This is a genomic window from Streptomyces sp. WY228, from assembly GCF_019287315.1.
Taxonomy (GTDB): Bacteria; Actinomycetota; Actinomycetes; order Streptomycetales; family Streptomycetaceae; genus Streptomyces; species Streptomyces caviscabies.
In genome coordinates this window covers 3,463,120-3,477,685 of record NZ_CP079114.1, presented here as the reverse complement: position 1 = coordinate 3,477,685, position 14,566 = coordinate 3,463,120, and the positions used below count along the sequence as shown (strand labels likewise).

Genomic DNA, 14,566 nt, shown 5'->3' with positions numbered 1-14,566 from the left:
CCATACTCAGGTGGGCCGGTACTCCTCGTGCGGTATCCCCCGTTGCCAAGCGGTGTCGTAGGCGAGCGCATACCGCTCTGCCGCCCGTGCGTCGTCGCAGACCTCCATCCCGGGGCCCGTCCACTGACCGTCGCCGCTGAAGTGGTGCAGGATCAGCAGCCGGTCGTCCATGATCCAGCCGTCCAGAGCCGGGAGCAGGAGGTCGCGAGCGGCGGACCGGGGCAGCCACCGCACGTCCTCGCCCGCCGCAACGTTCGTGAACGTCACGTCGTACTCGTACCGTGTGTAGTCGCTGAGAGGTTCGGACACGATACGGAGCCGACGCATGGTGACGCCGCGTTCGGTGGCGGCGACCACCACGTCGAGCCAGGGACGCCACCAGGAAGCCCGGTCCGCGGGATCGTCACGGTGACCCTGCTGCCAGCGGATGAAGTTCGGATCGTCCAGCATGTAACTGTCGCGCATTTCCAGGTGCTTGGCCGTGTGCCGCGTCCTGGCCAGCGCCTCTCGTACGGCTGTCGCCATTACTGCCCCTGACCGATCGTGTACGCCGGGGGAGTCCCGTCGGTGTCCGAGGGGGAGCTGAGAACAGGCGCGTCCGCGGGGCGGGGGATGAATTGCAGCATGTTGGCCGGTAGACGGATCACAGTTTCGTGGTCCGGTACGTCGGTGGAGTGTCCCGGAACCGACCCGACCTCCTGCGCGGCCAGGACGGTTTCCTCATCCGCTTTCCAGGACTGGATGATCAGGTCGCCGGTCGCCTCCTCCAGCCAGATGGTGGGAGACCCGTCGTCGGGTGTGTTGGGCCAGATTCCCAGAAACCGTAAAGCCATGGTGTGCTCCTTCGAGGAGTGCTCGGCTCGGTGCGATTGAGCGTCGCCCGGCTGACCGCACCAGGTCAAGGGGCCTATCGGGGGCCTGATCCATCCAGTGAAGTCGCGTGCAATCCCGCGCAATCCGATGGCGAACACGTGCTGCTGCTCCCTAGCTTCATTACGGGTCGGCTTCTCATGGCCGACGAGCTGTGCCCTGTTCCATCGGATCAACGGGAGAGTCGTGCCGGCTGTCGAATACGAGGCGAAGTATCTGGACGTCGACCCCGCCGCCATGGCGGCGCGGATTGCTGCTGCGGGCGGTGAGCACGTGGGCGGTCGGCTGATGCGCCGGTATGTCTACGACACCGTGCCTCCTGCGAAGGGACGGTGGGTGCGCCTTCGTGACGACGGATCGCTGACGACACTCTGCGTCAAGGAGATCACTTCCGACGCGATCGACGGGACCAGCGAGACCGAGACAGTGGTCGGAGATTTCGAAACCACACACGCGTTGCTGGGACGGATGGGTGTTCCGCACCGCTCGTACCAGGAGAACCACCGGGATTCCTGGGTCCTGGACGGTGCCCGGCTGGAGATCGACTCCTGGCCGCTCATCCCTCCCTACCTCGAGATCGAGGGTGATTGCGCGGATGCCGTCCGCGACGCCGCTGCTCAGCTGTCTATCGCTGTACGGGAGTTGACGAGTGAGAACACGACCAAGGTCTTCGCCAGGTACGGGATCGATCTGGAAAGCATCGCTGATCTGCGTTTCCCTCAGGCGTGAGGGACACGTACGGAACCGGTCCTGCGTCGGGCCGGCGTGGAGGTGGATCGATGAAGCAGCACGACCTGCCCGTCCCGGTGACCGTGGTGGCGGACAGAACCTTGAGAGTCAAAGTCATCGACGCATGTGGTCTCGCCTGCACTTTCTGCCACAACGAGGGCACGCCTGTGGCCTCGGACAACCGGTCGCGCCCGGCTTCCGAATTCACGGGTACCCCCGGTCGAACCGGCCGGGTTTCCCTCTACCTTTCGACGAATGGCGCCGGATTTCTTCCTGAGACGATCAAGGCCGATCCGGACTTCGCCCTTGCTCTGGCCGCAGTGCGGGGAAGCCTGGCCACGGACGAGATTCATCTGACCGGTGGCGAGCCGACCCTGCATCCGGATCTCCCCGGGCTGGTCAGGATCGCTCGTCGGCTGGGGCTGCGGGTGGGCATCACATCCAACGGGGAGAACGGCGCAGACGTGTTGCCCGCATGCGCTGCCGAAGGCCTCGACCGGATCAATCTCAGCGTTTTCGGCACCACCCCTCAAGAACTTGCCGCTGTCCAGGCGAAGCGGTTCGGGGCCGCAGGGCTTGCGCAACGGAAGCTTGATGCTCTGCACTCCACCATCGAAGCCGCTGCGCGCTGCGGAGTGAAGGCGTCCGCCAACATCGTGATTCCGGACACCACCCACGTGGACCGGGTGCTCCGTGTCGTGGAGGACTTCGGCCGGAACGTGGTCGTGCGGATGCTGGTATCGCTCGAGGACGGCGGCCGGTCCCTCGCTGCTGTGCAGGAGGTGGTGAATTACTTGGGGGCCGTTCCCGAAAGGCGCATCATCACTGCGGGGACATCTGATCAGCGCACTTGCTACCGGCTGCCCGGTGGAGGCGAGTTATACGCGAAGAGCATCCGGCCGGTGCGTCTTCCCGACACGTGCTCCGACTGCCGGTTCAACAACGACCGTGATTGTCAGGAGGGGTATTACGGGGTTCGTCTCTACCGGGCCTCAGCCGGCCCGTTCATGGTGGGCGTATGCATTCAGCGTATGGATCTGTGCGTTTCGCTGGGAGGCTTTGTCATGAGTCAGCTCTGTCGTGAGGTCACCGCCTTCCGTGAACAGGAGATGGAACGCCTCACCGCGCTCGCCCGTGCGTCCGCTGCTCGCGCTCGACCTGGGTGCTGAAGTCGACAAGGACCTGGATCCGGTCCGCTGAGGTCACTCGTCCCCCGCGATCCCGTCCAGCCGCGCCCGCAGCTCCGGGGTGAGTACGAGGTCCGCCGCCGCCGTGTTCTCCTCCAGGTGGGCGATGCTGGACGTGCCCGGGATCGGGAGCATGACCGGGGAGTGGTCCAGGAGCCAGGCCAGGCAGACCTGGGTGGGGGTGGCGTCCAGCTCGGCGGCGATGGCTGCCACCTCCGCGCGGTCGCCCGCCTTGCCCCAGGCGACCGTGCGCCAGGGCAGGAACGCGATGCCCGCCGCCTCGCACGCCTCAAGGACCGGCTCGTGTTCGCGGTCGGTCAGGTTGTAGCGGTTCTGGACGCTCGCGATGTCCACGATCTCCCGGGCCGCCGCCAGCTCGGGCGCCGTCACCTCGGACAGGCCGATCCGGGCCACCTTGCCCTCGTCGCGCAGGTCCCGCAGGGCGCCGAGCTGGTCGGCGAGCGGGGTCTCCGGGTCGATGCGGTGGAGCTGGAGCAGTTCCAGGCGGTCGACGCGGAGGCGGCGCAGGGCGTGGTCCACCTCGGTGCGCAGGGACTCCGGGCGGCCGTTCAGAGCCCACTCGCCCGTCTCGGGGGAGCGGAGCACCCCGACCTTCGTGGTGATCAGGAGATCCTTCGGGTACGGGTGGAGGGCCTCGGCCAGGACCTCCTCGTTGGCCCCGTTCCCGTACAGGTGGGCCGTGTCGATCAGCGTGATGCCCAGCTCGACCGCCCGGCGGGCCACGGCGACGGCCGACGGCCGGCCCTCGGGCCTCTCGGTGGGCAGGTGCATCGCGCCGAAGCCCAGCCGGCCCACGGTCAGGTCTCCGCCGATACGGAACGTCGTCGATGGCATGGCGCCTGAACTCCCCCTGGTTCGGATGTGCTTGACAGGCTAGGGGGTGTCCGAGGCGTCCAGGGGGTGTCAGGGCGCTTCCGGGCCCTGGAGGATCTGGAGGTAGTTGCCCACCGGGTCCACGATCGTGGAGAAGTACCAGCCGCCCCCGACCTCCTCGACCGGGCGCACCCACGTGACCCCGAGGGAGTTGAGGTGCTTCTCGGCCGCCCGGACGTCCCGCACGGTGATGTTGATCATCTGCCGGCCCGGCTCGGCCGCCTTGTCCGCCACGTCGTCCCGCTCGTCGAAACCGATGATCGCGCCGGGGCCGACGATCAGAAGGTGCTCCGCCCAGCGGGCGCCCAGCGGCTCCAGCGCGGCGCGGTACCAGGCGATCAGGGCGTCGGAGTCGGTGCTGCCGAGGATGACCCCCAGCCCGGTGATGGTGGCGGCGTTTTCGGTCGTGGAGGCATTCATGGTGGTTCCTCGCTCGGTCGGTGGGGCCTTGGGACGGTGGGTCGTCCCCGGTCGCTCTACGCGTCCCACCACTCATGACCCGCCCCGGGCCCGAAACTCATCGGTGCCCGCCGCCGGTGCGCCCCTCTGCACGGCCGGATCAGTGCGGCCAGATCGGCGGGTCCGTGACGAAGTGGCCGCCGAGACGGGTCTGCGCCGGGTCGGCCGGGTCCGGCTCACCCTGTTCGGCGATGAGTTTCGCCGCGTACGGTTCCGAGTCGTCCTGCGGTGTGTAGCCCAGGGCCCGTGCCGAGGCCAGGTCCCACCACAGGCGGGTGTTGGCGGAGGAGCCGTGGACGACGGTGTGGCCGACGTCCTCTGCGGTGAGGGCGGCGTGGAAGAGGCGGGCTCCGTCGGCGGGGCTCATCCACAGGGACAGCATGCGTACCGAGGTGGGCTCCGGGAAGCAGCTCCCGATCCGTACCGAGACGGTCTCGACGCCGTGCTTGTCCCAGTAGAGCTGGGCCAGGTCCTCTCCGAAGCACTTCGACAGGCCGTAGAAGGTGTCGGGCCGGTGCGGTGCGTCGGACGGGATCAGCTGGTCCCCGGCCAGTGGTCGCGGCGTGTGGCCGACGGCGTGGTTGGAGGAGGCGGCCACGATGCGGCGTACGCCCTCCTCGCGAGCCGCCTCGTAAAGGTGGTACGTGCCTTCGATGTTGGCGGTGAGGATCTTGTCGAACGTGGATTCCAGGGAGATGCCGGCCAGGTGGATGATCGCGTCCACTCCGCGTACGGCTTCGCGCAGCGCCTTCCGGTCGTTCAGGTCGGCGGTGATGGCCTGTGGTTCGTCCTCCACCGGGACCAGGTCGAAGAGCCGCAGGTCGTAGCCGTACGCGGGCAGCAGTCCGCGCATCAGGGTGCCGAGGCCGCCCGCGGCGCCGGTGAGCAGGACGGTACGGGGAGCGGTCATACGGAGGTCTCCTCGGGGCGATGCGATGCGATGCGGTGTGGTGTGGTGCGGTCCGGCGCGGCACCGGGTGGGCGGGCGTCGTGCCCCCCCGGGCGTCGTGCACCCAAAGCGGCGGTACGCCCCAGGGCGCAGGAGGCACCCACAGCAGCAGGACGCACCCACGGCGCCGTGACGCCTCAGGCCTTCACGGCCGTGGACCGCGTTCGCATACGTGGACAAGCTAAGAAGTCCGGCAGGTTACGTCAAGTGGTCCGTCCGTCCCGAAAGTTGTTCTGTCCGAAGCGTTGACGAAGCGTTCCGGGCGGCTCTAGCTTCATCGCGTCGTACTTCGTACGTCATATATGAGACGCGATACGCGAGATGTGAGAGCCCGTCACCCATGACCTTCGCCCCTGCCCCGATCCCGTCCCGGACCCAGTACGTGCTGGAGGCCATCAAGCACGCCATCCTCACCGCGCAGCTGAGACCGGGACAGGCGCTGGTGGAGACGGAACTCGCCGCTCAGTTCGGAGTGTCCAAGACCCCGGTCCGCGAGGCGCTCAAGACCCTCGCGGGCACGGGGCTCGTGGTCATGAGCCAGTACAAGGGCGTCACCGTGCGGCTCGTCGACGCGACCATGGCCCGGGAGGTGTACGACGTACGCCTCCTGCTGGAACCGGAGGCGCTGCGCCGGTCCGTCAACCGCAAGGCCTCGCTGGAAGCGGCCCAAGAGGCGTTGGAGCGGGCCGACTCGGCGCTCGACAAGGCCGACCGGTCGCTGGCCAACCGGGATTTCCACCGCGCCCTGTATCTGCCCTGCGGCAACCCCCTGCTCGCCCGGATGCTCGACGAGGTCCGCGACCAGGCGGCCCTCGTCTCCACGGTGGCCTGGTCGGCCGTCCCCTCCTGGGAGCGCGAGGCGGCCGAGCACCGGGAGATCCTGCGGCTCGCGCTCGCCGACGACGCGGAGGCCGCCGCCGGGGCTCTGCACCATCACATCGCATCGTTCGTACGCCGCGCCTTCCCCGACGACGAGGACGGGGGCGGTGCCGCGTGAACCGTCTGCTGGAACCGCACCACCACCAGCAATCCGACGAAAGGCCGGTCCGCATGGACTTCTCTCCGCTGAAGGCGGCCCTCGCAGACGTCGTGGCGATCCCGGTGACCCCGTTCGCCGAGGACGGCAGCATCGACGTCGCGCACCACCGCGCCCTGACGCGCAGGCTGCTCGACGGCGGTGTCCGCATCGTCACCCCGAACGGCAACACCGGGGAGTTCTACGCGCTCACCCCCGACGAGCGGCGCCTGGTCACCGAGTTGACCGTCGAGGAGGCCGCCGGACGCGCCACCGTCCTGGTGGGCGTCGGCCACGACGTACCGGCCGCCGTCGCCGCCGCCGAGCACGCCGCCGAGGCCGGCGCGGCGATGGTGATGGTCCACCAGCCGGTGCACCCCTATGTCGCCCAGGAGGGCTGGGTCGACTACCACCGGGCCATCGCCGAGGCCGTCCCGGAGCTCGGCGTCGTGCCGTACATCCGTAACCCGCTGCTCGCCGGCGACCGGCTCGCCGCGCTCGCCGACAGCTGCCCCAACGTCATCGGCGTGAAGTACGCGGTGCCCGACGCCGCGCGCTTCGGGGCCTTCGCCCGCGACGCCGGACTGGAGCGGTTCGTCTGGGTCGCCGGCCTCGCCGAGCTGTACGCCCCCTCCTACTTCGCCACCGGCGCCACCGGCTTCACCTCCGGCCTCGTCAACGTCGCCCCGGCGGTCTCCCTCGACATGCTGGAAGCGCTGCGCGCCGGGGACTACGTGGCGGCCATGAAGGTGTGGGAGCGCATCCGCCGCTTCGAGGAGCTCCGCGCCGAGGAGCAGTCCGCCAACAACGTCACGGTCATCAAGGAGGCCCTGTCCGTACTGGGCCTCTGCCGCCGTGAAGTACGAGCGCCGAGCCGGGTCCTGCCCGAGGAGCGACGCGCCGAGGTCGCCGAGCAGATAGCCGCGTGGGCGCTGTGACGGATCACCGGAGAGCGGCGGCCATGGAGACGGATCACCGGAGAGATGTCGCGGAGACGGATCACCGGAGAGCGGTCGCGGCGGCGGGCGACCGGGAAGCTGCCCCCGTCGCGCCCGAGGAGCTGCGCAGCCACCAGTGGTACGGCACCGACGGGCTGCGCTCCTTCAGCCACCGGGCCCGCACCCGCCAGCTCGGCTACCTCCCCGAGGAGCACCTCGGCAAGCCGGTCATCGCCGTCCTCAACACCTGGTCCGACATCAACCCCTGCCACTCCCACCTGCGGGAACGCGCGCAGGCGGTGAAGCGGGGCGTCTGGCAGGCGGGCGGGTTCCCGCTGGAGTTCCCGGTCTCGACCCTCTCGGAGACCTTCCAGAAGCCGACCCCCATGCTCTACCGCAATCTGCTCGCCATGGAGACCGAGGAGCTGCTCCGCTCGTACCCCGTCGACGGGGCCGTCCTGCTGGGCGGCTGCGACAAGTCGACGCCCGCGCTGCTGATGGGCGCGGCCTCCGTGGACCTGCCCACCGTCTTCGTGCCGGCCGGGCCGATGCTGCCGGGCCACTGGCGCAACGAGGTCCTCGGCTCCGGCACGGACATGTGGAAGTACTGGGACGAGCGGCGGGCCGGGCTGATCGGCGACTGCGAGATGGGGGAGCTGGAGAACGGCCTCGCCCGCTCCGCCGGTCACTGCATGACGATGGGCACCGCCTCCACGCTGACGGCCGCCGCCGAGGCACTGGGCGTCACCCTGCCCGGCGCCTCCTCCATCCCGGCCGTCGACTCCGGGCACGACCGGATGGCCGCGGGCTCCGGGCTGCGGATCGTCGAACTCGTACGGCGGCGCACGACGTTGTCGCAGATCCTCACCGCCGACGCGTACGAGGACGCCGTCGCGACCGTCCTCGCGCTCGGCGGCTCCACCAACGCCGTGATCCACCTGATCGCCATGGCGGGCCGGTCCGGGGTGAAGCTCACCCTGGACGACTTCGACCGGATCGCCCGTACGGTGCCCGTCCTCGCCGATCTCCGCCCCGGTGGACGGTACTTGATGGAGGACTTCCACTTCGCGGGCGGGCTGCCCGGCTTCCTGAGCAGGATCGCCGACGTCCTGCACCTGGACCGGCCCACCGTCGCGCACGCCACCCTGCGCGAGCAGCTCGACGGTGCGGCCGTCCACAACAGCGCCGTCATCCGCGAGCGCGCCGAACCCCTGGCCGAGGAGGGCGGGGTGGCGGTCCTGCGCGGCAATCTCTGCCCCGACGGCGCGGTCATCAAGCACATCGCCGCCGAGCCGCACCTGCTGCGTCACACCGGGCCCGCCGTCGTCTTCGACGACTACCGGGAGATGCAGCGCACGATCAACGACCCCGCCCTGGCGCTCACTTCGGACCACGTCCTGGTGCTGCGCAACGCCGGGCCCAAGGGCGGGCCCGGCATGCCCGAGTACGGCATGCTGCCGATCCCCGACTACCTGCTGAAGCAGGGCGTACGGGACATGGTGCGGATCTCCGACGCCCGGATGAGCGGCACCAGTTACGGGGCGTGCGTCCTGCACATCGCGCCCGAGTCGTTCGTCGGCGGGCCCCTCGCCCTGGTCCGCACCGGGGACCTCATCACCCTGGACGTCGAGGCCCGGCTGCTCCATCTCGACGTGAACGACGACGAGTTGGAACGCCGCCGTGCCGCCTGGAGCCCGCCGCCCGACCGTTACGGACGCGGTTACGGGGCGCTGTACCAGGACCAGATCACCCAGGCCGACACCGGATGCGACTTCGCGTTCCTGGCCCGGCAAGGAGAAGTGCCCGACCCGTACGTGGGGTGAACCGGGCGACGAAGGCTCCGCGCGGCGGGGCGCCCGGGCCGCCCAGCGGCCATGAGAAAGCGCTTGCTGTCTCGTGTCCTGTGCCGTGTGTGGCGACAGCCACTCCGCACATGCATCGCGACAGCAGGTCCGCACATCCAGCGCATCGAGCGCGTACCGAAGATCGGAGACGTGTCATGGCCCAACCCGCCGCCGTGGCCACCCCGCCGCCCAAGGCGCCCCGGCGCCGCACGGCGACACCCCGCCGCCTGCCGTATCTGCTGATCGCGCCCGCGGGCCTGCTGATGCTGGGCTTCATCGCCTACCCGGTGCTCAGCGTCTTCTACTACAGCCTGCAGGACTACAACGTCACCAAACCGTGGCGGAACGGCTTCGCCGGACTCGACAACTTCCGGCGGATCTTCACCGAGGACGACCAGTTCTGGTCGACGCTCGGCTTCAGCGCACAGTGGGTCTTCACCCAGGTCTCCCTGCAGCTCGTGCTCGGCCTCGCGCTGGCCCTGATCGTCAACCAGACCTTCATCGGCCGGGGCATCTCCCGGGCCATGGTCTTCTCGCCCTGGGCCGTCTCCGGCGTGCTGACCAGCACCATCTGGATCCTGCTCTACAACTCCTCGACGGGCTTCAGCCGTTACCTCGCGGACGCCGGGATCGGGGAGTACGGCACCTCGGTGCTCTCGGACACCGGAACCGTCTTCTGGGCGGCCACGGTCACCGAACTCTGGCGCGGCGTGCCCTTCTTCGCCATCCTCATCCTCGCCGACCTCCAGTCCGTCTCCAAGGAGCTGTACGAGGCGGCGTCGGTCGACGGAGCGGGCCGGCTCCGGCAGTTCTTCCACATCACCCTGCCGCACCTGCGCGACGCGATCATCCTCGCCACCCTGCTGCGCGGGGTCTGGGAGTTCAACAACGTCGACCTCCTCTACACCCTCACCGGCGGCGGACCGGCCGGCGAGACCACCACGCTGCCGCTCTACGTCGCCAACACCGGCATCGAGGGCCACGACTTCGGCTACGCCTCCGCGCTCACCACCGTCGCCTTCGTGATCCTCCTCTTCTGCTCGATCGTCTATCTGCGCCTGAGCAAGTTCGGAGGCGACAACAAGTGACCGCCGTACTCACCGAGAAGAACGGCGCCGCCCGGCCGCCCGTCCGCCCCGGCGGCCCGCCGCCCCCCTCGCGCCGCCGCACCGGACGCGAGCGCGCCTTCGACGACGTACCGCGCTGGCAGATCTACCTGCCGCTCGGCCTCTACCTGCTGTTCACGCTCATCCCGTTCTACTGGATGCTGCTGTTCGCCCTCCGGCCCGCCGGCTCCACCGCGCTGGTGCCCTGGCCGATGACGGGCGAGCACTTCTCCAAGGTCTGGAACGAGCGCAGCTTCGCCGTCTTCTTCCAGAACAGCATGATCGTCGGCGTCGCCACCCTGATCGCCACCACTCTGGTCGCCCTGGCCGGCGGGTACGCCCTGGCCCGGTTCGACTTCAAGATCAAGGGCGCGTTCATGCTGGCGCTGCTCTGCTCGCAGTTCATCCCCGGCGCCCTGATGCTCGTACCGCTCTTCGAGATCTTCCGGAACCTCCAGATGATCAACTCCCTGTGGAGCGTCGTCATCGCGGAGACCGTCTTCCAGCTCCCGCTGTCGATCATCCTGATCAGCGGGTTCATCAAGAACGTCCCGGTCTCCCTGGAGGAGGCCGCCTGGGTCGACGGGTGTTCGCGCTTCACCGCCTTCCGCGCGGTCGTCCTGCCGCTGCTGCGCCCCGGACTGATCGCCGTCGGCTCCTTCGCCTTCGTCCACAGCTGGAACCACTTCCTGTTCGCGCTGATGTTCCTCAGCGAACAGGACAAGCAGACGATCCCGGTCGGCCTCAACACCCTGATCGGGGCGGACAGCGTCGACCTCGGCGCGCTCGCGGCGGGCGGCGTCATCGCCGCCGTACCCGTCGTGATCGTCTTCGCGTTCATCCAGAAGTGGCTCGTCACGGGCTTCAGCGCGGGCGCGGTGAAGGGATGACCGACCTCACCCGCCGCACCGCCCCCGCCCTCGCACCCGCCCCCGACGCCGCGCCGCTCCCCGTCGTGCTGGCCGGTGCCCGGGGCCACGGCCGCTGGCACCTGGCCAACCTCCGCCGGCTCCAGCACCAGGGCCGCGTACGGCTGGCCGGGATCTGCGAGCTGGAGCCGCTGACCACCGACGAACTGGCGGCCTTCGGCCTCCACGGGGACGACCGGCCCGAGCAGTCCGCCGACTTCGGGGCGCTCCTCGACTCCACCGGAGCCCGTGCCGCCGTCGTCTGCACGCCCATCCCGACCCACACCGACCTGGCCCTGGCCGCCGCGTCCCGGGGCGTCCACCTCCTGCTGGAGAAGCCGCCCGCCGCGAGCTGGGCCGCGTACGCCCGGATGGCCGACGGGGTACGGCGGGCGGGCACCGCCTGTCAGGTGGGCTTCCAGTCGTTCGGTTCGCACGCCGTGCCCGCGATCCAGGAGCTGGTCCGCAGCGGGGCGATCGGAACGCTCACCGGGATCGGCGCCGCCGGGGCCTGGGTCCGCGACGACGCCTACTTCCGCCGGGCGCCCTGGTCCGGGCGGCGCAGGATCGGCTCCACCGACGTGGTCGACGGCGTGCTCACCAATCCGCTGGCGCACGCCGTGGCCACCGCGCTCGAACTCGCGGACCGGGGCACGGCCGAGGACGTCCTGTCCGTCGAGACCGAGCTGTTCCGGGCCCATGACATCGAGGCGGACGACACCAGCTGTGTCCGGATCACCACCACCGGCGGCCTGCCCGTCACCGTCGCCGCCACCCTCTGCGCGGAACGGGCCGGGGAGCCCTATGTGATCGTCCACGGCGACCGGGGCCGGATCACCTTCTGGTACAAGCAGGACCGGGTCCTGGTCCAGCGTGCCGGCCACGGCCCCGAGGAGAGCGTCCACGGCCGGACCGACCTCCTGGAGAACCTGGTCGACCATCTGGAGCGGGGCACGCCGCTCCTGGTGCCGCCGGAGCGCACCGGAGCGTTCATGCGGGTCGTCGAGGCCGTGCGCACGGCCCCCGAGCCCGTCGCCCTGCCCGCCGACGCCTGGGAGGTCCGGTACGACGCCCCCGGCGGAGGCGCGCGGCGTACGGTCCACGGCATCGACGGCCTGGTCGCCGCCGGGGCCGAATCCCTCGCCCTCTTCTCGGAGCTGGGCGTCGCCTGGGCCCGCAGCAGCGAGGTGGCGGCCTCATGAACCGACCCGCCACGGCCTCGTCCGCGACGGCCTCGTCCGCGGGGCCCGTACTCCTCGACTGCGCCGGACGTACGGTCGCCCACTACGGTTACGGGGCCGCGGCGGACAACCGCCCGCGCCTGCACCCCGTCAGCACGCTCGCCGGCCGCACCGTCACCCAGGAGCGCCCCGCCGACCACCTGCACCACCTGGGCGTCTCCATCGCCGTGCCCGACGTGTCCGGCCGCAACTTCTGGGGCGGGCGCACCTACGTCCGGGGGCAGGGGCCCACCGCGCTCGACAACCACGGCGTCCAGCGCTGCCTCGGCCTGGAGCGGCACGGGCCCGGCGGCTTCACGCAGTCGCTCGCCTGGGAGGCGGACGGCGTCGAACTGCTGCGGGAGCGCCGCACGGTGAACGCGCTCGAACTCTCCGCCACCACCTGGGCGTTGGACCTCTCCTTCGCGCTCACCAACCGCTCGGCCGACGACCTCTCCGTCGGCAGCCCCGCGACCAACGGCCGCCCCGGGGCCGGTTACGGCGGGTTCTTCTGGCGTGCCCCCAAGGAGGCCGCGCCGCCGGACGTGTTCACCGCCGACCGTGCGGGCGAGGAGGCGGTGCACGGCCGGGCCGCCGACTGGCTCGCCCTCGCCGGGGACGGCTGGACCCTCGTCTTCGCCGGGGCGGGCGAGGAGACCCGGCGCGATCCGTGGTTCGTGCGGACGGCGGAGTACCCGGGCGTCGGCTCCTCCCTCGCGGCGGACGAACGGCTGCCCGTGCCCGCCGGGGCCACCGTCGTACGCCGGATCGTCACCGTCGTCGCGGACGGCAGGCTGGACCGTGAGGCCGCCGCCGGGTACGTCCGACAGGCGGTGACCCCGTGAACCGGCCCTGGACCGCCGACCTCGGGAACGGCACGTACCGCAACCCCGTGCTGAACGCCGACTGGTCCGACCCGGACGTCGTGCGCGTCGGTGCGGACCACTACCTCACCGCGTCCAGCTTCGGCCGGGCCCCGGGGCTGCCGCTCCTGCACTCCCGCGACCTGGTCAACTGGACACTCGTCGGGCACGCCCTGGACCGCGTCGAGCCCGCCGCCGACTTCGCCCGGCCGCGCCACGACGCCGGGGTGTGGGCGCCCTCCCTGCGCCACCACGCCGGCCGGTTCTGGATCTTCTGGGGCGACCCCGACCACGGCGTCCAGCAGATCAACGCCGAGCACATCGAAGGACCGTGGAGCGCCCCGCACCTGCTCAAGCCCGGCCGCGGGTACATCGACGCCTGCCCCCTGTGGGACGAGGAGACCGGCGAGGCCTATCTCGTCCACGCCTGGGCCAAGTCCCGCTCCGGGATCAAGAACCGGCTCACCGGACACCGTATGAGCGCGGACGGACGCGCACTCCTCGACGAGGGCCGGACCCTGATCGACGCCGACCGGATACCCGGCTGGTTCACCCTGGAGGGCCCCAAACTCCACCGCCACGACGGGTACTTCTGGATCTTCGCCCCGGCGGGCGGGGTGGCGACGGGCTGGCAGGGCGCGTTCCGGTCGCGGGACTTCTCCGGCCCGTACGAGGAACGCGTCGTGCTGTCCCAGGGGCGCACCGACGTCAACGGCCCGCACCAGGGCGGCTGGGTGCGGACCGCCGCCGGCGAGGACTGGTTCCTGCACTTCCAGGCACGCGGCGCGTACGGGCGGGTCGTCCACCTCCAGCCCATGCACTGGGACGCGGAGGGCTGGCCCGTCATCGGCGACGCGGGCGAACCCGTCGCCACGCACCGCAAACCGGCCGCCCCCGAACAGCCCGTGGCAGCGCCCGCCGTGGACGACGACTTCCCCGGCGGCGCCCACGGCAAGCAGTGGCAGTGGACGGCCAACCCCTGCCCCGACGCGTGGACCGACCAGTACGAGCACGCTGCCGACGGGCTGCGGCTCAGCTGCCTCCGCACGCCGGACGCGCACGACCTGCGGCTGCTGCCCAACGTCCTGGTCCAGCGCATGCCCGCCGAGGAGTTCACCGTCGAGGTGGACCTCGAACTGCACAGCGACGAGCCGGGCGCCAAGGCGGGCCTGGCCGTGCTCGGGGACGCCTTCTGCTGGATCGGTCTGGAGGCCGGGGCGGACGGGACGCCCCGGCTCGTGCACCGGTACGCCGAGGGCGCCGCGGAGAGCGAACGCGACGCGGCCGGGGCCCGCGCCTCGCCCGGCGGCCGGGCCCGGTTGCGTATCGAGGTCACGGCCGGGGCCCGCTGCCGCTTCTCCGCCGACACGGGAGACGGCTTCCGGCCCTCGGGGCAGGTCTTCGCGGCCACCCCGTGGCGCTGGGTCGCCGCTCTCCTCGGCCTCTTCGCCACCGCGCCGGCCGGGACGGGCCCCGCCGGCACGGCGCTGTTCACCACCTTCCGCGCCACCCACTGACCCCCCGCAGAAGCGCATGTGTGCAGAAGCGCAGACGTGCAGACGTGCAGACGTGCAGACGTGCAGA

The 14,566-nt window shown here is 70.7% G+C and carries 15 protein-coding genes; 10 read left to right on the top strand and 5 right to left on the bottom strand.

Annotation, left to right across the window (positions count from 1 at the left end; translation table 11 throughout):
- Positions 1-6: 6 nt before the first annotated feature.
- Positions 7-525 (bottom strand): DUF6879 family protein, encoded by a 519-nt coding sequence (locus KV381_RS15055; protein ID WP_032786039.1) that lies wholly within the window; start codon positions 523-525, stop codon positions 7-9.
- Positions 525-833, bottom strand: coding sequence for a hypothetical protein (locus KV381_RS15050; protein WP_086779767.1), 309 nt, complete (start codon positions 831-833; stop codon positions 525-527). Before KV381_RS15050 ends, KV381_RS15055 begins: the two co-directional genes overlap by 1 nt.
- Before the next feature lie 223 nt (positions 834-1,056).
- Here KV381_RS15050 and KV381_RS15045 point away from each other — a divergent pair, with 223 nt between their 5' ends.
- Complete coding sequence (locus tag KV381_RS15045) at positions 1,057-1,599, top strand: adenylate cyclase (RefSeq protein ID WP_086779768.1); 543 nt, start codon at positions 1,057-1,059, stop codon at positions 1,597-1,599.
- Between the two features lie 50 nt (positions 1,600-1,649).
- The gene (locus KV381_RS15040) at positions 1,650-2,768 is read left to right on the top strand and encodes a radical SAM protein (RefSeq protein WP_086779769.1); all 1,119 of its coding nucleotides are present in this window, start codon (positions 1,650-1,652) and stop codon (positions 2,766-2,768) included.
- 33 nt (positions 2,769-2,801) lie between these two features.
- Here KV381_RS15040 and KV381_RS15035 read toward each other — a convergent pair whose 3' ends face one another.
- The 3 genes from KV381_RS15035 to KV381_RS15025 all read right to left on the bottom strand — a co-directional run bounded on the left by KV381_RS15035 (position 2,802) and on the right by KV381_RS15025 (position 5,049).
- Positions 2,802-3,641, bottom strand: coding sequence for an aldo/keto reductase (locus KV381_RS15035; protein ID WP_218785384.1), 840 nt, complete (start codon positions 3,639-3,641; stop codon positions 2,802-2,804).
- 69 nt (positions 3,642-3,710) lie between these two features.
- Positions 3,711-4,100: a VOC family protein gene (locus KV381_RS15030; protein WP_218785383.1), complete on the bottom strand. Its 390-nt coding sequence runs from the start codon at positions 4,098-4,100 to the stop codon at positions 3,711-3,713.
- 139 nt (positions 4,101-4,239) lie between these two features.
- Positions 4,240-5,049: an NAD(P)-dependent oxidoreductase gene (locus tag KV381_RS15025; RefSeq protein WP_218785382.1), complete on the bottom strand. Its 810-nt coding sequence runs from the start codon at positions 5,047-5,049 to the stop codon at positions 4,240-4,242.
- A 379-nt stretch (positions 5,050-5,428) separates the two neighbouring features.
- On the opposite strand from KV381_RS15025, the gene KV381_RS15020 reads away from it, so the two are divergent.
- From KV381_RS15020 to KV381_RS14985, 8 genes are all read left to right on the top strand, one after another.
- Complete coding sequence (locus tag KV381_RS15020; RefSeq protein WP_006125376.1) at positions 5,429-6,085, top strand: GntR family transcriptional regulator; 657 nt, start codon at positions 5,429-5,431, stop codon at positions 6,083-6,085.
- Between the two features lie 53 nt (positions 6,086-6,138).
- Positions 6,139-7,041: a dihydrodipicolinate synthase family protein gene (locus tag KV381_RS15015; RefSeq protein ID WP_030078694.1), complete on the top strand. Its 903-nt coding sequence runs from the start codon at positions 6,139-6,141 to the stop codon at positions 7,039-7,041.
- A gap of 23 nt (positions 7,042-7,064) precedes the next feature.
- Positions 7,065-8,864, top strand: a complete 1,800-nt coding sequence (gene araD, locus KV381_RS15010; RefSeq protein WP_256995069.1) for an L-arabinonate dehydratase — start codon at positions 7,065-7,067, stop codon at positions 8,862-8,864.
- Positions 8,865-9,040: 176 nt separating this feature from the next.
- Positions 9,041-9,973: a carbohydrate ABC transporter permease gene (locus KV381_RS15005; RefSeq protein ID WP_006125373.1), complete on the top strand. Its 933-nt coding sequence runs from the start codon at positions 9,041-9,043 to the stop codon at positions 9,971-9,973.
- Positions 9,970-10,881: a carbohydrate ABC transporter permease gene (locus KV381_RS15000; protein ID WP_098025401.1), complete on the top strand. Its 912-nt coding sequence runs from the start codon at positions 9,970-9,972 to the stop codon at positions 10,879-10,881. Before KV381_RS15005 ends, KV381_RS15000 begins: the two co-directional genes overlap by 4 nt.
- The gene (locus KV381_RS14995) at positions 10,878-12,101 is read left to right on the top strand and encodes a Gfo/Idh/MocA family protein (RefSeq protein WP_103538816.1); all 1,224 of its coding nucleotides are present in this window, start codon (positions 10,878-10,880) and stop codon (positions 12,099-12,101) included. Before KV381_RS15000 ends, KV381_RS14995 begins: the two co-directional genes overlap by 4 nt.
- The gene (locus tag KV381_RS14990) at positions 12,098-12,964 is read left to right on the top strand and encodes a PmoA family protein (RefSeq protein ID WP_218785381.1); all 867 of its coding nucleotides are present in this window, start codon (positions 12,098-12,100) and stop codon (positions 12,962-12,964) included. Before KV381_RS14995 ends, KV381_RS14990 begins: the two co-directional genes overlap by 4 nt.
- Positions 12,961-14,499, top strand: coding sequence for a glycoside hydrolase 43 family protein (locus KV381_RS14985; protein ID WP_030624655.1), 1,539 nt, complete (start codon positions 12,961-12,963; stop codon positions 14,497-14,499). The genes KV381_RS14990 and KV381_RS14985 overlap by 4 nt, the downstream gene beginning before the upstream one ends.
- Positions 14,500-14,566: the final 67 nt, after the last annotated feature.